Consider the following 24537-nt stretch of genomic DNA (forward strand, 5'->3'; position numbering starts at 1 on the left):
TACAAAGCGTCAACAGATTGTTGTATTTAAGGAATAATATTACCATCTGGTACATTTTCTAACGGGTCTATAGCAGCGATATTCTGCGCTGGTGTTGCATCTGTAGCATCGACAATTAAGGCACCATCATCTAGTAACCCATTGATAATTACACCGTCATCATTGCTGTTGTAAACATCAGTTAAATTAACGCCATCCAACACAATCTGTTGCTCGAATGAACCATTGTTATCAGCATCTATATCAATAGTTGTATTGGTGCCATCGTAGCTAAAGTTAAGCATGTCATCTAAGCTAGCAAGGTTTTCATTAACCAATAAGTCACTTAAATCTAAGCTATCTTTGCTAGTATCAAAATCAACAATTGTGTCAGTACCGAACTCATTTGCATTCCACACAAAAATATTATTACCTTCACCACCACTTAACAAATCATCGCCTAAACCACCACTTAATAGGTCGTCACCCAACCCGCCTATGAGGATGTCGTTCCCATTGCCTCCTATGAGTACATCATCGCCTGCGCCGCCATCAAGTACTGCATCGCCAAAGTGCAATTGACCTGTAGCACCAGAATTTCCATCAGAAATATATGTACCTGTCTGGGTGGTTCCGTCGCTTAAGGTAATCGTAAATGTAGCGCCTACCAAACTTGCGCCAGTGTCACTACCTAAATTATCGGTGTCAAATGCAAACCAGAACTCATCTCCATTGGTGAAGTCTCCAGCGCTAAATATTGCTGTTAGTGTTCCGCTATCTTGCGTCATATTGGCAAAAATATCTGAATTACTATCATTAATACCAACGGAGTCACTACCTTTCACTAGGTTCGACTGGCTGACATCCACTATCGCATTTGTATCCCCCCCACCTCTGAGGTTGATTTCTATTTGGGTGATCGATATTCCTGCTGCGAGCAATGCTGCTTCAAAACCGAATTGGTTAGAAGCATTATAGGTATTCCCTGACTTCACCGTTGCTTTAACAGAACCTGATGCCAAGTTATTGGCTGTTGAGTTGGCAATAATGATGTCGTTTTCATGTGTTCCGATTAAAGTAGAGGAGCTTTGATAATCAATGATTACCTCTGCTGAATCAGATACACCGTTTGCTGTTAACGTGTAATCAAAGCTGTCACCGTCATTAGCATTGGTAATAGTTACTACATCATTTGCAAGGCTCGTGTTGCCAGCACTTCCTGCGGTGACAGAGCTTAGTGTCCCATTGTCAGGCAATGCATCGCCATGAGTGAGATATTCAGTTGAAATGGTTAAATCACCTTGAGCTTGATTGGTAATGATATTGTTTACGTTGGCATCTAATGATGCGTAATAATCAAGATTTATTTGCAAGGTTAAAGAAGCAGAGTCTCCATCATTATCCATTATTGTTACATCAATTGACTCTTGTTCATTGAGTACATTCGTGGAGGCGTCTAAGAGGTATTCGTATTCGCCTGTCGCGAAGTTAATCTCGAATGTTGCACCTAGATTAGTGCTGATAACTTGAATTGGATTAATAGGATCATAAGTGTAGGTAACACCATCAATTGAAATTGACTGAACATAACCTCCGTCAGCTCCCACGAGAACTCCAGTTGCAGAGTTACTAATTATGCCTAAACTACCGGTCACAGTATTTGAGTCAAAGAAATCTAAAATAGTGTTGGTGAGATCGTCAGCATCATTAACAATAATCGCATATTCTTCATTTCCATCCTCAGCATTTGGATAGGCAATTGGGTTGATGAAGTCTAAGCTCGCATTCCCAATACCGATACCAAATGAAATGTCATAATTGTCATCAATATAATCTTGCCACGCAGCCTCATCTACAGTTCCTTGAGTTGGTCTGCCATCTGAGATGAAATAAACAAAGCTTTTATCTGCTGTAGGCATAGTGCCACTACCCATGACATTTTCTAGTGCTGCTTCATAGTTGGTTCCGCCGCCGGCTTGTAGACTGTTTAAGTAATTTATCGCGCCGTCTATATCATCAATTAACCAAGTTGAATTTGTGGCAGAACTTGAATAAGTAACGATCTGTATATTGACATTACCAGAGGCATCAACTTCGTTAATGAGTGCAGTTAAAGATTCAACAGCAGTTTCTAGGTATGATTTACCGTTTCCTGCACTGTTGTCCATACTTCCTGATACATCAAGAATGAAGGTCAAATTGGTTATTAATGTTTCTGGATTTGTTTGTAGATTTTGAGTAATGTCTTCAACAACTGGCGCATCATCAATAATGTTGATAGTTAAGCTGCCACTATCGCCAGAGTTAAGTGCATTAAGTATAGAATAAGTAAATGTTTCAGAAACATCATCACCACTAGTGCTGAAATTTAGGGTGTACTCATAATCGCCTGCGCGATTACTTACAGTATCTTCGGTATATACTTTCAACTCACCAATTGCAGTTGTAATGGTAATAATACCATTAACAGGCGCAACACCATTAACCTGGGTTATTTCTGTTGAGCCACTTATACCTTCATCATTATCAAGTAAATTACCAGTAGTGATATTACTACCACTGCCCGATAATGTGCCGTCAGTTAAACCAGACTCTGCAGCACTAGTGACATCATTGTTAACCGCAGGGCTTGAGTCTTGAACGATTCTTAACCTTGCTTCACTCGAATCACCATCGGCATCAGTGAGGGTATAGAAAATATTACTCAAGACACTTTGTTGTCCATTAACTTCCGGAACCGATGAAACAAAATTATAACTACCATCTTTGTTGATAGTGATGGTGCCTCGATTCGCTATAGTAACAATGATATTGCCATCAGCATCAAAGGTGTCGTAAGTTGTACCTGCAATTCTTATGCTAGTTAACTCTGTTAAATCTGCGCCAATGTTATCTATACCGCTACCATCAGTGCCAGCTCCTGTGATGACACTACCGTAAGCCGTGCCACCAAAACCAACACTGTCAACATCATCTTGTGCAACAGGTGCTGTGTCATTAACATCGATCAGTACCTGAGTCCAAGATGATGTACTTGTACCGTCACTTGCTTGATAATAGAAGCTGTCGACGAGGGTATCGTTACCGGTATGGTCAAGGTTTAGCGGGGCTTGATAGCTGTAACTACCATCACTGTTAATGGTGATGATACCGCCCAGTGAAGTAGTGAAGCTTTGTCCTGCTTGGGTTGCATCAATACTACCCAAATCAGCATTTCCTGGTGCAAAACGAGTAACTGATAGGCTATCGTTTTCGGCATCATTGTCATTACTGATAAGGTCAATGGCACCGAAGGTAATGGAGTCCCCCTCAAGTACACTTAATTGATCTGCACTAGGTTCAGGGGCTAAGTTCACGCCAACAATGTTGATAGTGACAGTTGCAGTATCAACAGCACCAAACTCATCAGTTAATGTATAAGTGAAAGTATCTGAGCCTAACTCACCAGCATTCAAGCTATCAAAGGCACCATTCACATCGTAAGTGTATGTGCCATCGACATTAATAATGATAGTTGCACCGCTTGCAAGAGTGATTTGTTGTCCGTAGGCGTAAGTTGAACCATTGATATGAGTGATATCAAAGTCATGATTTTGCGCATCACTATCGTTAGCTAAAAGACCTTCGGCTATATCTGTAATGGTCAGTACAGCATCTTCTTGTACAACGTAAGCATCAACTAATGCCGGGCCAGTTACGGTGACTGAGTCAAGGAAGTAATCAGATGAATCTTCTAGCGCTGGTCCACCATTTTGTTCACTGATGGTCGGAGCTGCTTCAAATACCAACTGATCAAAGACTAAATTACCCGTATTGATGCTAAAGGTGCCAGTTGTTCCTGTTGCAGTTGTAAAAGTTTCAGTAGCGACAAGTTGACCGTTGTAGTAAGCGTACCAAGTGCCTTGCTCACCGCTATTTTCATTAGCATACATGTGGGAAACACTGAACGTGGCCTCATTTACAAGGCCATTGAAGTCAATAACAATCGCTTCTGATGTGCCAGTTGCTGAGTCATATTCAATTTGATCAGCTATTTGACCTGTGGTGCGCGGCGAGCCGCTAACACCTAATAAATTATTATTCCCACTTGATACTGCGCCAATAGTGCCATCAGCATTTCTAGCACTGATGACAAAATCTGCTTCGCCTTCACTGTTTGTTGGACTAACCCAATTATTTGCTGAGTCTGCAGTCGTAGTGAAGATTTCCCCTACTAAATCATCGATAGCATCGACGGAGTTATAACTAAGGGTGACAGTTGCTGTGTCACTACCGTTATTGCCATCAGAAACAGTATATTCAAAATTCGGAATGCTTGTTGTCGTACCGTCGTGGGCAAAAGTAAAATTACCATTTTCGTTTACAGTTAATAAGCCACCACCAATAGCGATAGTAGCTTCACCTGCGACAAATACTAATTCAGTACCATTAATATGAGTTATTGAAAGTGTATTGCCATCCAGATCGCTATCTATACCCGTGCCCGTATTATCATTGATTAAGTTCCCCGTGATTATTTCGGCACTATTAACGAGATAGAAATTATCTTGAGCATCTGGATTATCATTTTCTGGAGATACCGTGATGGTTAAGGTGGCAGTTTCACCGGTATCGGTGGTGTAAGTGATGACTGGCAATACGCCATTCCAATCACTGGCAGGCGTGAAGCTGTAGCTGCCGTCCGTGTTAATCAGCAGTGAGCCGCCTTCAACGGTGATGGCCACATCTGGGCTGTAGGTTGTGTTGTCACCATCTAGGGTAAAGCTCACCACCTCAGTGTTATCACTTTCATCGTTTGAAAGGACATTACCTGATGCCGTCGTGTCTTCAGCAACGCTAATTACATCATTAGCGGTGTCAGTATTATCTTCACCGACCGTGATGGTTAAGGTGGCGGTTTCACCGGTATCGGTGGTGTAAGTGATGACTGGCAATACGCCATTCCAATCACTGGCAGGCGTGAAGCTGTAGCTACCGTCCGTGTTAATCAGCAGCGAGCCGCCTTCAACGGTGATGGCCACATCTGGGCTGTAGGTTGTGTTGTCACCATCTAGGGTAAAGCTCACCACCTCAGTGTTATCACTTTCATCGTTTGAAAGGACATTACCTGATGCCGTCGTGTCTTCAGCAACGCTAATTACATCATTAGCGGTGTCAGTATTATCTTCACCGACTGTGATGGTTAAGGTGGCGGTTTCACCGGTATCGGTGGTGTAAGTGATGACTGGCAATACGCCATTCCAATCACTGGCAGGCGTGAAGCTGTAGCTGCCGTCCGTGTTAATCAGCAGCGAGCCGCCTTCAACGGTGATGGCCACATCTGGGCTGTAGGTTGTGTTGTCACCATCTAGGGTAAAGCTCACCACCTCAGTGTTATCACTTTCATCGTTTGAAAGGACATTACCTGATGCCGTCGTGTCTTCGGCAACGGAGATCGCATCATTAGCGGTGTCAGTATTATCTTCACCGACTGTGATGGTTAAGGTGGCAGTTTCACCGGTATCGGTGGTGTAAGTGATGACTGGCAGTACGCCATTCCAATCACTGGCAGGCGTGAAGCTGTAGCTACCGTCCGTGTTAATCAGCAGTGAGCCGCCTTCAACGGTGATGGCCACATCTGGGCTGTAGGTTGTGTTGTCACCATCTAGGGTAAAGCTCACCACCTCAGTGTTATCACTTTCATCGTTTGAAAGGACATTACCTGATGCCGTCGTGTCTTCAGCAACGCTAATTACATCATTAGCGGTGTCAGTATTATCTTCACCGACTGTGATGGTTAAGGTGGCAGTTTCACCGGTATCGGTGGTGTAAGTGATGACTGGCAATACGCCATTCCAATCACTGGCAGGCGTGAAGCTGTAGCTGCCGTCCGTGTTAATCAGCAGCGAGCCGCCTTCAACGGTGATGGCCACATCTGGGCTGTAGGTTGTGTTGTCACCATCTAGGGTAAAGCTCACCACCTCAGTGTTATCACTTTCATCGTTTGAAAGGACATTACCTGATGCCGTCGTGTCTTCGGCAACTGAGATCGCATCATTAGCGGTGTCAGTATTATCTTCACCGACTGTGATGGTTAAGGTGGCAGTTTCACCGGTATCGGTGGTGTAAGTGATGACTGGCAATACGCCATTCCAATCACTGGCAGGCGTGAAGCTGTAGCTGCCGTCCGTGTTAATCAGCAGCGAGCCGCCTTCAACGGTGATGGCCACATCTGGGCTGTAGGTTGTGTTGTCACCATCTAGGGTAAAGCTCACCACCTCAGTGTTATCACTTTCATCGTTTGAAAGGACATTACCTGATGCCGTCGTGTCTTCGGCAACGGAGATCGCATCATCAGCGGTGTCAGTATTATCTTCACCGACTGTGATGGTTAAGGTGGCGGTTTCACCGGTATCGGTGGTGTAAGTGATGACTGGCAATACGCCATTCCAATCACTGGCAGGCGTGAAGCTGTAGCTGCCGTCCGTGTTAATCAGCAGTGAGCCGCCTTCAACGGTAATGGCCACATCTGGGCTGTAGGTTGTGTTGTCACCATCTAGGGTAAAGCTCACCACCTCAGTGTTATCACTTTCATCGTTTGAAAGGACATTACCTGATGCCGTCGTGTCTTCAGCAACGCTAATTACATCATTAGCGGTGTCAGTATTATCTTCACTGACTGTGATGGTTAAGGTGGCGGTTTCACCGGTATCGGTGGTGTAAGTGATGACTGGCAATACGCCATTCCAATCACTGGCAGGCGTGAAGCTGTAGCTGCCGTCCGTGTTAATCAGCAGCGAGCCGCCTTCAACGGTGATGGCCACATCTGGGCTGTAGGTTGTGTTGTCACCATCTAGGGTAAAGCTCACCACCTCAGTGTTATCACTTTCATCGTTGGAAAGGACATTACCTGATGCCGTCGTGTCTTCAGCAACGCTAATTACATCATTAGCGGTGTCAGTATTATCTTCACCGACTGTGATGGTTAAGGTGGCAGTTTCACCGGTATCGGTGGTGTAAGTGATGACTGGCAGTACGCCATTCCAATCACTGGCAGGCGTGAAGCTGTAGCTGCCGTCCGTGTTAATCAGCAGTGAGCCGCCTTCAACGGTGATGGCCACATCTGGGCTGTAGGTTGTGTTGTCACCATCTAGGGTAAAGCTCACCACCTCAGTGTTATCACTTTCATCGTTTGAAAGGACATTACCTGATGCCGTCGTGTCTTCAGCAACGCTAATTACATCATTAGCGGTGTCAGTATTATCTTCACCGACCGTGATGGTTAAGGTGGCGGTTTCACCGGTATCGGTGGTGTAAGTGATGACTGGCAATACGCCATTCCAATCACTGGCAGGCGTGAAGCTGTAGCTACCGTCCGTGTTAATCAGCAGCGAGCCGCCTTCAACGGTGATGGCCACATCTGGGCTGTAGGTTGTGTTGTCACCATCTAGGGTAAAGCTCACCACCTCAGTGTTATCACTTTCATCGTTTGAAAGGACATTACCTGATGCCGTCGTGTCTTCAGCAACGCTAATTACATCATTAGCGGTGTCAGTATTATCTTCACCGACTGTGATGGTTAAGGTGGCGGTTTCACCGGTATCGGTGGTGTAAGTGATGACTGGCAATACGCCATTCCAATCACTGGCAGGCGTGAAGCTGTAGCTGCCGTCCGTGTTAATCAGCAGCGAGCCGCCTTCAACGGTGATGGCCACATCTGGGCTGTAGGTTGTGTTGTCACCATCTAGGGTAAAGCTCACCACCTCAGTGTTATCACTTTCATCGTTTGAAAGGACATTACCTGATGCCGTCGTGTCTTCGGCAACGGAGATCGCATCATTAGCGGTGTCAGTATTATCTTCACCGACTGTGATGGTTAAGGTGGCGGTTTCACCGGTATCGGTGGTGTAAGTGATGACTGGCAATACGCCATTCCAATCACTGGCAGGCGTGAAGCTGTAGCTGCCGTCCGTGTTAATCAGCAGCGAGCCGCCTTCAACGGTGATGGCCACATCTGGGCTGTAGGTTGTGTTGTCACCATCTAGGGTAAAGCTCACCACCTCAGTGTTATCACTTTCATCGTTTGAAAGGACATTACCTGATGCCGTCGTGTCTTCGGCAACTGAGATCGCATCATTAGCGGTGTCAGTATTATCTTCACCGACTGTGATGGTTAAGGTGGCGGTTTCACCGGTATCGGTGGTGTAAGTGATGACTGGCAATACGCCATTCCAATCACTGGCAGGCGTGAAGCTGTAGCTGCCGTCCGTGTTAATCAGCAGCGAGCCGCCTTCAACGGTGATGGCCACATCTGGGCTGTAGGTTGTGTTGTCACCATCTAGGGTAAAGCTCACCACCTCAGTGTTATCACTTTCATCGTTTGAAAGGACATTACCTGATGCCGTCGTGTCTTCGGCAACGGAGATCGCATCATTAGCGGTGTCAGTATTATCTTCACCGACCGTGATGGTTAAGGTGGCGGTTTCACCGGTATCGGTGGTGTAAGTGATGACTGGCAATACGCCATTCCAATCACTGGCAGGCGTGAAGCTGTAGCTGCCGTCCGTGTTAATCAGCAGCGAGCCGCCTTCAACGGTGATGGCCACATCTGGGCTGTAGGTTGTGTTGTCACCATCTAGGGTAAAGCTCACCACCTCAGTGTTATCACTTTCATCGTTTGAAAGGACATTACCTGATGCCGTCGTGTCTTCGGCAACGGAGATCGCATCATTAGCGGTGTCAGTATTATCTTCACCGACTGTGATGGTTAAGGTGGCGGTTTCACCGGTATCGGTGGTGTAAGTGATGACTGGCAATACGCCATTCCAATCACTGGCAGGCGTGAAGCTGTAGCTGCCGTCCGTGTTAATCAGCAGTGAGCCGCCTTCAACGGTAATGGCCACATCTGGGCTGTAGGTTGTGTTGTCACCATCTAGGGTAAAGCTCACCACCTCAGTGTTATCACTTTCATCGTTTGAAAGGACATTACCTGATGCCGTCGTGTCTTCAGCAACGCTAATTACATCATTAGCGGTGTCAGTATTATCTTCACTGACTGTGATGGTTAAGGTGGCGGTTTCACCGGTATCGGTGGTGTAAGTGATGACTGGCAATACGCCATTCCAATCACTGGCAGGCGTGAAGCTGTAGCTGCCGTCCGTGTTAATCAGCAGCGAGCCGCCTTCAACGGTGATGGCCACATCTGGGCTGTAGGTTGTGTTGTCACCATCTAGGGTAAAGCTCACCACCTCAGTGTTATCACTTTCATCGTTTGAAAGGACATTACCTGATGCCGTCGTGTCTTCGGCAACGGAGATCGCATCATTAGCGGTGTCAGTATTATCTTCACCGACTGTGATGGTTAAGGTGGCAGTTTCACCGGTATCGGTGGTGTAAGTGATGACTGGCAATACGCCATTCCAATCACTGGCAGGCGTGAAGCTGTAGCTGCCGTCCGTGTTAATCAGCAGCGAGCCGCCTTCAACGGTGATGGCCACATCTGGGCTGTAGGTTGTGTTGTCACCATCTAGGGTAAAGCTCACCACCTCAGTGTTATCACTTTCATCGTTTGAAAGGACATTACCTGATGCCGTCGTGTCTTCGGCAACGGAGATCGCATCATTAGCGGTGTCAGTATTATCTTCACCGACTGTGATGGTTAAGGTGGCGGTTTCACCGGTATCGGTGGTGTAAGTGATGACTGGCAATACGCCATTCCAATCACTGGCAGGCGTGAAGCTGTAGCTGCCGTCCGTGTTAATCAGCAGTGAGCCGCCTTCAACGGTAATGGCCACATCTGGGCTGTAGGTTGTGTTGTCACCATCTAGGGTAAAGCTCACCACCTCAGTGTTATCACTTTCATCGTTTGAAAGGACATTACCTGATGCCGTCGTGTCTTCGGCAACTGAGATCGCATCATTAGCGGTGTCAGTATTATCTTCACCGACTGTGATGGTTAAGGTGGCGGTTTCACCGGTATCGGTGGTGTAAGTGATGACTGGCAATACGCCATTCCAATCACTGGCAGGCGTGAAGCTGTAGCTGCCGTCCGTGTTAATCAGCAGCGAGCCGCCTTCAACGGTGATGGCCACATCTGGGCTGTAGGTTGTGTTGTCACCATCTAGGGTAAAGCTCACCACCTCAGTGTTATCACTTTCATCGTTTGAAAGGACATTACCTGATGCCGTCGTGTCTTCGGCAACGGAGATCGCATCATTAGCGGTGTCAGTATTATCTTCACCGACTGTGATGGTTAAGGTGGCAGTTTCACCGGTATCGGTGGTGTAAGTGATGACTGGCAGTACGCCATTCCAATCACTGGCAGGCGTGAAGCTGTAGCTGCCGTCCGTGTTAATCAGCAGTGAGCCGCCTTCAACGGTGATGGCCACATCTGGGCTGTAGGTTGTGTTGTCACCATCTAGGGTAAAGCTCACCACCTCAGTGTTATCACTTTCATCGTTTGAAAGGACATTACCTGATGCCGTCGTGTCTTCAGCAACGCTAATTACATCATTAGCGGTGTCAGTATTATCTTCACCGACCGTGATGGTTAAGGTGGCGGTTTCACCGGTATCGGTGGTGTAAGTGATGACTGGCAATACGCCATTCCAATCACTGGCAGGCGTGAAGCTGTAGCTACCGTCCGTGTTAATCAGCAGCGAGCCGCCTTCAACGGTGATGGCCACATCTGGGCTGTAGGTTGTGTTGTCACCATCTAGGGTAAAGCTCACCACCTCAGTGTTATCACTTTCATCGTTTGAAAGGACATTACCTGATGCCGTCGTGTCTTCGGCAACGGAGATCGCATCATTAGCGGTGTCAGTATTATCTTCACCGACTGTGATGGTTAAGGTGGCAGTTTCACCGGTATCGGTGGTGTAAGTGATGACTGGCAGTACGCCATTCCAATCACTGGCAGGCGTGAAGCTGTAGCTACCGTCCGTGTTAATCAGCAGTGAGCCGCCTTCAACGGTGATGGCCACATCTGGGCTGTAGGTTGTGTTGTCACCATCTAGGGTAAAGCTCACCACCTCAGTGTTATCACTTTCATCGTTTGAAAGGACATTACCTGATGCCGTCGTGTCTTCAGCAACGCTAATTACATCATTAGCGGTGTCAGTATTATCTTCACCGACTGTGATGGTTAAGGTGGCAGTTTCACCGGTATCGGTGGTGTAAGTGATGACTGGCAATACGCCATTCCAATCACTGGCAGGCGTGAAGCTGTAGCTGCCGTCCGTGTTAATCAGCAGCGAGCCGCCTTCAACGGTGATGGCCACATCTGGGCTGTAGGTTGTGTTGTCACCATCTAGGGTAAAGCTCACCACCTCAGTGTTATCACTTTCATCGTTTGAAAGGACATTACCTGATGCCGTCGTGTCTTCAGCAACGCTAATTACATCATTAGCGGTGTCAGTATTATCTTCACTGACTGTGATGGTTAAGGTGGCGGTTTCACCGGTATCGGTGGTGTAAGTGATGACTGGCAATACGCCATTCCAATCACTGGCAGGCGTGAAGCTGTAGCTGCCGTCCGTGTTAATCAGCAGTGAGCCGCCTTCAACGGTAATGGCCACATCTGGGCTGTAGGTTGTGTTGTCACCATCTAGGGTAAAGCTCACCACCTCAGTGTTATCACTTTCATCGTTTGAAAGGACATTACCTGATGCCGTCGTGTCTTCAGCAACGCTAATTACATCATTAGCGGTGTCAGTATTATCTTCACTGACTGTGATGGTTAAGGTGGCGGTTTCACCGGTATCGGTGGTGTAAGTGATGACTGGCAATACGCCATTCCAATCACTGGCAGGCGTGAAGCTGTAGCTGCCGTCCGTGTTAATCAGCAGCGAGCCGCCTTCAACGGTGATGGCCACATCTGGGCTGTAGGTTGTGTTGTCACCATCTAGGGTAAAGCTCACCACCTCAGTGTTATCACTTTCATCGTTTGAAAGGACATTACCTGATGCCGTCGTGTCTTCGGCAACGGAGATCGCATCATTAGCGGTGTCAGTATTATCTTCACCGACCGTGATGGTTAAGGTGGCGGTTTCACCGGTATCGGTGGTGTAAGTGATGACTGGCAATACGCCATTCCAATCACTGGCAGGCGTGAAGCTGTAGCTGCCGTCCGTGTTAATCAGCAGCGAGCCGCCTTCAACGGTGATGGCCACATCTGGGCTGTAGGTTGTGTTGTCACCATCTAGGGTAAAGCTCACCACCTCAGTGTTATCACTTTCATCGTTTGAAAGGACATTACCTGATGCCGTCGTGTCTTCGGCAACGGAGATCGCATCATTAGCGGTGTCAGTATTATCTTCACCGACTGTGATGGTTAAGGTGGCGGTTTCACCGGTATCGGTGGTGTAAGTGATGACTGGCAATACGCCATTCCAATCACTGGCAGGCGTGAAGCTGTAGCTGCCGTCCGTGTTAATCAGCAGCGAGCCGCCTTCAACGGTAATGGCCACATCTGGGCTGTAGGTTGTGTTGTCACCATCTAGGGTAAAGCTCACCACCTCAGTGTTATCACTTTCATCGTTTGAAAGGACATTACCTGATGCCGTCGTGTCTTCAGCAACGCTAATTACATCATTAGCGGTGTCAGTATTATCTTCACCGACTGTGATGGTTAAGGTGGCAGTTTCACCGGTATCGGTGGTGTAAGTGATGACTGGCAATACGCCATTCCAATCACTGGCAGGCGTGAAGCTGTAGCTGCCGTCCGTGTTAATCAGCAGCGAGCCGCCTTCAACGGTGATGGCCACATCTGGGCTGTAGGTTGTGTTGTCACCATCTAGGGTAAAGCTCACCACCTCAGTGTTATCACTTTCATCGTTTGAAAGGACATTACCTGATGCCGTCGTGTCTTCAGCAACGCTAATTACATCATTAGCGGTGTCAGTATTATCTTCACTGACTGTGATGGTTAAGGTGGCGGTTTCACCGGTATCGGTGGTGTAAGTGATGACTGGCAATACGCCATTCCAATCACTGGCAGGCGTGAAGCTGTAGCTGCCGTCCGTGTTAATCAGCAGCGAGCCGCCTTCAACGGTGATGGCCACATCTGGGCTGTAGGTTGTGTTGTCACCATCTAGGGTAAAGCTCACCACCTCAGTGTTATCACTTTCATCGTTTGAAAGGACATTACCTGATGCCGTCGTGTCTTCGGCAACTGAGATCGCATCATTAGCGGTGTCAGTATTATCTTCACCGACTGTGATGGTTAAGGTGGCGGTTTCACCGGTATCGGTGGTGTAAGTGATGACTGGCAATACGCCATTCCAATCACTGGCAGGCGTGAAGCTGTAGCTGCCGTCCGTGTTAATCAGCAGCGAGCCGCCTTCAACGGTGATGGCCACATCTGGGCTGTAGGTTGTGTTGTCACCATCTAGGGTAAAGCTCACCACCTCAGTGTTATCACTTTCATCGTTTGAAAGGACATTACCTGATGCCGTCGTGTCTTCGGCAACTGAGATCGCATCATTAGCGGTGTCAGTATTATCTTCACCGACTGTGATGGTTAAGGTGGCGGTTTCACCGGTATCGGTGGTGTAAGTGATGACTGGCAATACGCCATTCCAATCACTGGCAGGCGTGAAGCTGTAGCTGCCGTCCGTGTTAATCAGCAGCGAGCCGCCTTCAACGGTGATGGCCACATCTGGGCTGTAGGTTGTGTTGTCACCATCTAGGGTAAAGCTCACCACCTCAGTGTTATCACTTTCATCGTTTGAAAGGACATTACCTGATGCCGTCGTGTCTTCGGCAACGGAGATCGCATCATTAGCGGTGTCAGTATTATCTTCACCGACTGTGATGGTTAAGGTGGCGGTTTCACCGGTATCGGTGGTGTAAGTGATGACTGGCAATACGCCATTCCAATCACTGGCAGGCGTGAAGCTGTAGCTGCCGTCCGTGTTAATCAGCAGTGAGCCGCCTTCAACGGTAATGGCCACATCTGGGCTGTAGGTTGTGTTGTCACCATCTAGGGTAAAGCTCACCACCTCAGTGTTATCACTTTCATCGTTTGAAAGGACATTACCTGATGCCGTCGTGTCTTCAGCAACGCTAATTACATCATTAGCGGTGTCAGTATTATCTTCACTGACTGTGATGGTTAAGGTGGCGGTTTCACCGGTATCGGTGGTGTAAGTGATGACTGGCAATACGCCATTCCAATCACTGGCAGGCGTGAAGCTGTAGCTGCCGTCCGTGTTAATCAGCAGCGAGCCGCCTTCAACGGTGATGGCCACATCTGGGCTGTAGGTTGTGTTGTCACCATCTAGGGTAAAGCTCACCACCTCAGTGTTATCACTTTCATCGTTTGAAAGGACATTACCTGATGCCGTCGTGTCTTCAGCAACGCTAATTACATCATTAGCGGTGTCAGTATTATCTTCACTGACTGTGATGGTTAAGGTGGCGGTTTCACCGGTATCGGTGGTGTAAGTGATGACTGGCAATACGCCATTCCAATCACTGGCAGGCGTGAAGCTGTAGCTGCCGTCCGTGTTAATCAGCAGCGAGCCGCCTTCAACGGTGATGGCCACATCTGGGCTGTAGGTTGTGTTGTCACCATCTAGGGTAAAGCTCACCACCTCAGTGTTATCACTTTCATCGTTTGAAAGGACATTACCTGATGCCGTCGTGTCTTCGGCAACTGAGATCGCATCATTAGCGGTGTCAGTATTATCTTCACCGACTGTGATGGTTAAGGTGGCGGTTTCACCGGTATCGGTGGTGTAAGTGATGACTGGCAATACGCCATTCCAATCACTGGCAGGCGTGAAGCTGTAGCTGCCGTCCGTGTTAATCAGCAGCGAGCCGCCTTCAACGGTGATGGCCACATCTGGGCTGTAGGTTGTGTTGTCACCATCTAGGGTAAAGCTCACCACCTCAGTGTTATCACTTTCATCGTTTGAAAGGACATTACCTGATGCCGTCGTGTCTTCGGCAACGGAGATCGCATCATTAGCGGTGTCAGTATTATCTTCACCGACTGTGATGGTTAAGGTGGCGGTTTCACCGGTATCGGTGGTGTAAGTGATGACTGGCAATACGCCATTCCAATCACTGGCAGGCGTGAAGCTGTAGCTGCCGTCCGTGTTAATCAGCAGTGAGCCGCCTTCAACGGTAATGGCCACATCTGGGCTGTAGGTTGTGTTGTCACCATCTAGGGTAAAGCTCACCACCTCAGTGTTATCACTTTCATCGTTTGAAAGGACATTACCTGATGCCGTCGTGTCTTCAGCAACGCTAATTACATCATTAGCGGTGTCAGTATTATCTTCACTGACTGTGATGGTTAAGGTGGCGGTTTCACCGGTATCGGTGGTGTAAGTGATGACTGGCAATACGCCATTCCAATCACTGGCAGGCGTGAAGCTGTAGCTGCCGTCCGTGTTAATCAGCAGCGAGCCGCCTTCAACGGTGATGGCCACATCTGGGCTGTAGGTTGTGTTGTCACCATCTAGGGTAAAGCTCACCACCTCAGTGTTATCACTTTCATCGTTTGAAAGGACATTACCTGATGCCGTCGTGTCTTCGGCAACTGAGATCGCATCATTAGCGGTGTCAGTATTATCTTCACCGACTGTGATGGTTAAGGTGGCGGTTTCACCGGTATCGGTGGTGTAAGTGATGACTGGCAATACGCCATTCCAATCACTGGCAGGCGTGAAGCTGTAGCTGCCGTCCGTGTTAATCAGCAGCGAGCCGCCTTCAACGGTGATGGCCACATCTGGGCTGTAGGTTGTGTTGTCACCATCTAGGGTAAAGCTCACCACCTCAGTGTTATCACTTTCATCGTTTGAAAGGACATTACCTGATGCCGTCGTGTCTTCGGCAACGGAGATCGCATCATTAGCGGTGTCAGTATTATCTTCACCGACTGTGATGGTTAAGGTGGCGGTTTCACCGGTATCGGTGGTGTAAGTGATGACTGGCAATACGCCATTCCAATCACTGGCAGGCGTGAAGCTGTAGCTACCGTCCGTGTTAATCAGCAGCGAGCCGCCTTCAACGGTGATGGCCACATCTGGGCTGTAGGTTGTGTTGTCACCATCTAGGGTAAAGCTCACCACCTCAGTGTTATCACTTTCATCGTTTGAAAGGACATTACCTGATGCCGTCGTGTCTTCGGCAACGGAGATCGCATCATTAGCGGTGTCAGTATTATCTTCACCGACCGTGATGGTTAAGGTGGCGGTTTCACCGGTATCGGTGGTGTAAGTGATGACTGGCAATACGCCATTCCAATCACTGGCAGGCGTGAAGCTGTAGCTGCCGTCCGTGTTAATCAGCAGCGAGCCGCCTTCAACGGTGATGGCCACATCTGGGCTGTAGGTTGTGTTGTCACCATCTAGGGTAAAGCTCACCACCTCAGTGTTATCACTTTCATCGTTTGAAAGGACATTACCTGATGCCGTCGTGTCTTCGGCAACGGAGATCGCATCATTAGCGGTGTCAGTATTATCTTCACCGACTGTGATGGTTAAGGTGGCGGTTTCACCGGTATCGGTGGTGTAAGTGATGACTGGCAATACGCCATTCCAATCACTGGCAGGCGTGAAGCTGTAGCTGCCGTCCGTGTTAATCAGCAGTGAGCCGCCTTCAACGGTAATGGCCACATCTGGGCTGTAGGTTGTGTTGTCACCATCTAGGGTAAAGCTCACCACCTCAGTGTTATCACTTTCATCGTTTGAAAGGACATTACCTGATGCCGTCGTGTCTTCAGCAACGCTAATTACATCATTAGCGGTGTCAGTATTATCTTCACTGACTGTGATGGTTAAGGTGGCGGTTTCACCGGTATCGGTGGTGTAAGTGATGACTGGCAATACGCCATTCCAATCACTGGCAGGCGTGAAGCTGTAGCTGCCGTCCGTGTTAATCAGCAGCGAGCCGCCTTCAACGGTGATGGCCACATCTGGGCTGTAGGTTGTGTTGTCACCATCTAGGGTAAAGCTCACCACCTCAGTGTTATCACTTTCATCGTTTGAAAGGACATTACCTGATGCCGTCGTGTCTTCGGCAACGGAGATCGCATCATTAGCGGTGTCAGTATTATCTTCACCGACCGTGATGGTTAAGGTGGCGGTTTCACCGGTATCGGTGGTGTAAGTGATGACTGGCAATACGCCATTCCAATCACTGGCAGGCGTGAAGCTGTAGCTGCCGTCCGTGTTAATCAGCAGCGAGCCGCCTTCAACGGTGATGGCCACATCTGGGCTGTAGGTTGTGTTGTCACCATCTAGGGTAAAGCTCACCACCTCAGTGTTATCACTTTCATCGTTTGAAAGGACATTACCTGATGCCGTCGTGTCTTCGGCAACGGAGATCGCATCATTAGCGGTGTCAGTATTATCTTCACCGACTGTGATGGTTAAGGTGGCGGTTTCACCGGTATCGGTGGTGTAAGTGATGACTGGCAATACGCCATTCCAATCACTGGCAGGCGTGAAGCTGTAGCTGCCGTCCGTGTTAATCAGCAGTGAGCCGCCTTCAACGGTAATGGCCACATCTGGGCTGTAGGTTGTGTTGTCACCATCTAGGGTAAAGCTCACCACCTCAGTGTTATCACTTTCATCGTTTGAAAGGACATTACCTGATGCCGTCGTGTCTTCAGCAACGCTAATTACATCATTAGCGGTGTCAGTATTATCTTCACTGACTGTGATGGTTAAGGTGGCGGTTTCACCGGTATCGGTGGTGTAAGTGATGACTGGCAATACGCCATTCCAATCACTGGCAGGCGTGAAGCTGTAGCTGCCGTCCGTGTTAATCAGCAGCGAGCCGCCTTCAACGGTGATGGCCACATCTGGGCTGTAGGTTGTGTTGTCACCATCTAGGGTAAAGCTCACCACCTCAGTGTTATCACTTTCATCGTTTGAAAGGACATTACCTGATGCCGTCGTGTCTTCGGCAACTGAGATCGCATCATTAGCGGTGTCAGTATTATCTTCACCGACTGTGATGGTTAAGGTGGCGGTTTCACCGGTATCGGTGGTGTAAGTGATGACTGGCAATACGCCATTCCAATCACTGGCAGGCGTGAAGCTGTAGCTGCCGTCCGTGTTAATCAGCAGCGAGCCGCCTTCAACGGTGATGGCCACATCTGGGCTGTAGGTTGTGTTGTCACCATCTAGGGTAAAGCTCACCACCTCAGTGTTATCACTTTCATCGTTTGAAAGGACATTACCTGATGCCGTCGTGTCTTCGGCAACGGAGATCGCATCATTAGCGGTGTCAGTATTATCTTCACCGACTGTGATGGTTAAGGTGGCGGTTTCACCGGTATCGGTGGTGTAAGTGATGACTGGCAATACGCCATTCCAATCACTGGCAGGCGTGAAGCTGTAGCTGCCGTCCGTGTTAATCAGCAGTGAGCCGCCTTCAACGGTAATGGCCACATCTGGGCTGTAGGTTGTGTTGTCACCATCTAGGGTAAAGCTCACCACCTCAGTGTTATCACTTTCATCGTTTGAAAGGACATTACCTGATGCCGTCGTGTCTTCAGCAACGCTAATTACATCATTAGCGGTGTCAGTATTATCTTCACTGACTGTGATGGTTAAGGTGGCGGTTTCACCGGTATCGGTGGTGTAAGTGATGACTGGCAATACGCCATTCCAATCACTGGCAGGCGTGAAGCTGTAGCTGCCGTCCGTGTTAATCAGCAGCGAGCCGCCTTCAACGGTGATGGCCACATCTGGGCTGTAGGTTGTGTTGTCACCATCTAGGGTAAAGCTCACCACCTCAGTGTTATCACTTTCATCGTTTGAAAGGACATTACCTGATGCCGTCGTGTCTTCGGCAACTGAGATCGCATCATTAGCGGTGTCAGTATTATCTTCACCGACTGTGATGGTTAAGGTGGCGGTTTCACCGGTATCGGTGGTGTAAGTGATGACTGGCAATACGCCATTCCAATCACTGGCAGGCGTGAAGCTGTAGCTGCCGTCCGTGTTAATCAGCAGCGAGCCGCCTTCAACGGTGATGGCCACATCTGGGCTGTAGGTTGTGTTGTCACCATCTAGGGTAAAGCTCACCACCTCAGTGTTATCACTTTCATCGTTTGAAAGGACATTACCTGATGCCGTCGTGTCTTCGGCAACGGAGATCGCATCATTAGCGGTGTCAGTATTATCTTCACCGACTGTGATGGTTAAGGTGGCGGTTTCACCGGTATCGGTGGTGTAAGTGATGACTGGCAATACGCCATTCCAATCACTGGCAGGCGTGAAGCTGTAGCTACCGTCCGTGTTAATCAGCAGCGAGCCGCCTTCAACGGTGATGGCCACATCTGGGCTGTAGGTTGTGTTGTCACCATCTAGGGTAAAGCTCACCACCTCAGTGTTATCACTTTCATCGTTTGAAAGGACATTACCTGATGCCGTCGTGTCTTCAGCAACGCTAATTACATCATTAGCGGTGTCAGTATTATCTTCACCGACTGTGATGGTTAAGGTGGCAGTTTCACCGGTATCGGTGGTGTAAGTGATGACTGGCAATACGCCATTCCAATCACTGGCAGGCGTGAAGCTGTAGCTGCCGTCCGTGTTAATCAGCAGCGAGCCGCCTTCAACGGTGATGGCCACATCTGGGCTGTAGGTTGTGTTGTCACCATCTAGGGTAAAGCTCACCACCTCAGTGTTATCACTTTCATCGTTTGAAAGGACATTACCTGATGCCGTCGTGTCTTCAGCAACGCTAATTACATCATTAGCGGTGTCAGTATTATCTTCACCGACTGTGATGGTTAAGGTGGCAGTTTCACCGGTATCGGTGGTGTAAGTGATGACTGGCAATACGCCATTCCAATCACTGGCAGGCGTGAAGCTGTAGCTGCCGTCCGTGTTAATCAGCAGCGAGCCGCCTTCAACGGTGATGGCCACATCTGGGCTGTAGGTTGTGTTGTCACCATCTAGGGTAAAGCTCACCACCTCAGTGTTATTGGCTTCATCATTATCCAGCACGTTACCTGATGCAGCAGTGTCTTCGGCAACTGTATTGCTATCATTGAACGCGAATAAAGCATCAATTTCACCAGTATCATTTGCAGTTGCTGTATTTCCTGCAGGATCTGTGACTTCGGCTTTGACCGAGTAATCGCCTTCTGATAGTTCATTTGGAACTTCAATTTGATAGTTTCCATCAGGATCAACGATTGCTTCAATGGTTTGCTCGACACCATTACTATCAGTTACCACTAAGGTTACGGTGCTCCCAGGAGCTGCATCAGTTGTTCCTGTTATTAGAGGAGTATTATCACTTGCATCATCAGGTGTGCTAACTGTGATAACTGGCGGGGTTAGATCTATATCGCCACTATCTTCCGCAAAGGCACCATTACCAGCACTATCGGAAACGCCAGCTACAGCAGTGTAATCGCCTTCGGCTAATGGTAAAGGAACCTCAACGCTGTAAGTACCATCTGGGTTTACGATGGTTTCGATTATTTGTTCTTGGCCTGCACTATCAGTAACAATAATTGTGACTGTACTGCCTGGTTCTGCATCTGTTGTACCAGAAATTATTGGAGTCGTATCAGCTGAATTATCAGGTGCACTCACGGTGATCTCTGGAGCTGTCGTGTCTATATCTCCAGTATCATTAGCACTTGCAGAGTTGCCAGCAGGATCTGTAACAACCACGACTACGTTATATTCGCCTTCAGCTAATGGCTCAGCTACATCAACTTCATAACTACCGTCAGGGTTAACAATTGCCTCTAAGACTTGCTCATTGCCCTCGTTGTCAGTAACGGTAAGCGTAACAGTGCTTCCTGGAGCTGCATCAGTTGAACCCGTAATCGTTGGAGTAGTATCGATGTTATTATCAGGTGCATTTACAGTAATGACGGGAGCGATTGTATCTATTTGACCATCGTCGTTATCTGTAGCTGAATTGCCTGCAGGATCTGTGACTTCTGCAACAACGGAATAATCACCTTCGGCTAAAGGTTGCTCTACGTCTACTTGGTAGCTGCCATTTTCATCAACAATGGCTTCGAGTACTTGCTCATTGCCTTCATTATCAGTGACAACGATAGTGACTGTACTACCTGGTTCAGCATCTGTTGAACCAGTAATTGTTGGCGTATCATCATTACTATTATCTGGAGCAATAACGGTAATCACTGGAGGGACGGTATCTAGTAATGCACTATCAGAACCTTCAGGACTTATATTTCCGGCACTATCAACAATGGTTGCTACTACTTCAATCGTTTCACCTTCAGCAGGTGCTGGTAGTGTTAAATCTATTGAGCCATTATCAATATCTTCTTGGGTAAGAATAATTTCCTGACCGTTAACAACTAAGGTATCTCCGGGCTGTGCACCAGTGGTTGTTAGATCAATGGTTACTGAAACTTCAGTATTACCTGCTAATTCTTCTTCGCTGATAATGCCATCGTTATTGGTATCAGTATTAATAACCACACCAGGAGCACCATCAGCAACAGGTGTTACTTCAATGGTCAGTGTTGCTGTGATATTGGTATTAGTTGTGTATGTAATAACGGGAACTTGGCCATTCCAATCTGCACTGGGTGTAAATAAGTAACTGCCATCTGCGTTTAAAACTAGTATCCCTTCATCTACAGTAACGGATGTGCCAGCAGGGTAGGTTTCACCATTTATTTCAAAACTAGTAACACTCAGAGTGTCGTCATTATCAGAATCGTTAGCTAATACATTACCTTCTGCCACAGTATCTTCAGCAACAGTGATGTTGTCGTTTACTGCAATTGTAGGGATATCATAATCTTCGTTAGCTGTTGCTGTTCCTTTTGCCCCATCTGCTCCGTATCCATAAACAATACCATCAATAACTGTGTCTTCATCGTTTACAAGATCAGCAGCATTAACTTCAACGGAGAATGTACCGTCAGACTGCATAATCGCTTGATATTCCTGACCATTAATGGTCAGCATGATAATACCTGTTGTGATTGAAGCATCAGCAGTAACGGTACCAGTAATAGTAACCGTGCCCGTGCTTTCATCTGGGGTGAGTAGGTTATCACCCGTCACTGGATCAATATCTAAAGTGATGGCGGTATTATCTGGTAAATCATTGTCGTAAATACGTAATGTCGCTTGGGTATCACCTAATACTGCATTGGTAACATTAGATAAGTTAATTAGCGCAAATTCAGGACTATCTTCAACGATTAAATCGTCAGTAATAGGTACAGTGATGTAGGCCGTAGTCTCACCAGGAAGGAAAGTGACTGTGCCACTGACATTGGTAAAATCTTCACCAAATAAAGCAGTCAGTTCTTCTGAGCTGTAATCAAGAGTAATAGTTTCAGTACTAGGTTCGCTCAAGGTGAGGGTGAATAAAGCAAACTCCATTCCTTCAACTACAACAGCATAATCAATATCAACAATGGGTAAATTTGAGCCTTCACCATCATTATCAAAAATGGCGAACTCTAATTCTTCATCGTAAACGTTTTCACCAGATACAACTGCATTAAAATATTCAGTTGGCTCTATGAAAGCATCATCAAAAATAGGCACTCTAATTAGAATGCTATTGTTACCAGCTTCAAGATTGAAACTGAATATTGGTCGCGCTAAATCACCGCTTGAGTCAATTCCACCAATAGTCATTGTTTGCCACGTTAAACCACCATCATTTGAATATTCAAGCGGTACTAAATAGTCATCGGCATATTCAGCAATAGGGTATCCAAGTTGTTCACTGAGTAGTTCACTAGTGAATGTGATGAACAGTTCTTGATCAGTTTCAAATGTGAGTTCACTGTTTAACGTAAATTGGTTAAAACCTACATCTTCGAGCACATCTGGGATTTCAGCAGATAAATGCGATTTATATTGGTCTTGAGTGGCAGAAGTGACGTCTCTGAATACTGTCCAATCTTCGACGCGATAATCAATGCTTAACCCTTCCAGATCGTATTGAGTAATGCCTTCATTCAAGATGATGACATAATTGCCATCACCCAAATCTTGCAAAGTACCAATATCTTCAAATGCTGCGCTAAGGCGGACATTACTCACTAACAAGTTTTGATCGATCACCTGCTGACCAACTGCGCCTTCAAGTAAATCATTAGCCGAAAAAGTAATCTGGCCATCTAATTCGTTATAGTTGTAGGTAATTAGCCCACCTGGCACGTCGAGAGTATCGACTGTACGTTCATCGTGTTCATCTGGTGCTCTATCGCCAGCAATGTCATCGATCGTATCTGCGACGTGCTCCATTGCGATAGTTTCGAACAAGTTCTGTTCATTCTCTTGTCTTTCAGTTTCGCGAGTAAAAATAATTCCAAGTTCAGCAAGTACTTGAGAGATCATTTCTTTACCAGCTGTGGCGATATTAAGAGGCTGACCTGTTGTTGGGTCAATATAATTTGCTAAGGCTTCATGAACAGATAACAGGATATTGATATTGGTGGCATAGCTATCTTCAATATTTATTAAACTATTAGTGTTAAGTATTCCATCATCTACACCGTCTGTGAGGTCGTTGTCCAAGGCTTGTAAAAAAATAGCCATGTTTTCAACGTAATCCATATTAGTGTCGGACAATAAGGTTCCAGCAATATCTTGCAAGAATAAAATCTCACCTTGAATAACATCAGCACTAAATGAGGCAATGGTAACGCCACCGATCATAAAAGTAATTGTGTCACCTGGTAAGTAAGCGAAAGAACCTGGAGAACCAAAGTCACCAGTAAAACCAGATAAACCAGAAGAAGTAGTAAACGAAACACCATTGACAAAATTATCGGTAAATTGAGCAATGTTAAAATTGTTGTTATTTAATGCATTAACGCCTTCATCACCTAAAGATAGGCTGGCTGTTAATGTTTCTGTTGCCTCAAATGAAGTATCAAATCCTGCAGCTGCGATAGTTTCAGAACCTTCACGAGCAAGGGAGACATAGTCACTACCACCTTCATTACCTGATGCTTCACCAGCTGCAGTTTCAGGTAGTTGTTCAGTAGGATCTTCGCCAGATAAAATTAAAGCTTGGAGGGCTTCAATTTCAGATAACTCACCAGAAGTCATATCTGTTGAAAATTGAGCAATTGAATCGTCTGTTGTATTTGCATCTATTTGATCACTCTTTAACGTGTCACCGTTTAACACAGTACCGTCGTCAAAAGTGACAACAAAAGCTAAATCGCTCGCAAATTGGAGTTCAGCTCCTGCAGGAATTTGATTTCCTGGAAGTATACTTTTGGATTGGCCATTTAATGTGAGAGTGATCTCACCGTTAGCCGAAGTCAAAACACCATTTTTAGTTGTTACAACAGAACTCATATTTAGCTCCAAAACCCTAATTAACAATGCGTTTCACTGTTAGATAATAAAAAAACACATTGTTGTTACTTGTTGTTGTCTGGTTAGTGGTGGGCATTAACCGCAATTTAACAATTTTAGCTTTATTTGTATCGATAGTCAATTTTTTGACCAATGTGGTTATAGTGGTTAAGACTATGAAAAGTAATATATTTGACTTTTTATGTGACAAATCAATGTAACTCAGTGATTACTACTAATTGTTAAAGTTTTAATAATAAATTGTGAGGTTAACCAATGT

General features: G+C 46.8%; 1 protein-coding gene. It reads right to left on the bottom strand.

Annotation, left to right across the window (positions count from 1 at the left end):
- Positions 1 to 26: 26 nt before the first annotated feature.
- A complete protein-coding gene (locus tag QPX86_RS01885; RefSeq protein ID WP_285163935.1) occupies positions 27 to 24257 on the bottom strand; it encodes an Ig-like domain-containing protein in 24231 nt (8076 codons plus the stop codon).
- Positions 24258 to 24537 lie beyond the last annotated feature (280 nt).

It is taken from the genome of Shewanella goraebulensis, from assembly GCF_030252245.1.
GTDB lineage: Bacteria > Pseudomonadota > Gammaproteobacteria > Enterobacterales > Shewanellaceae > Shewanella > Shewanella goraebulensis.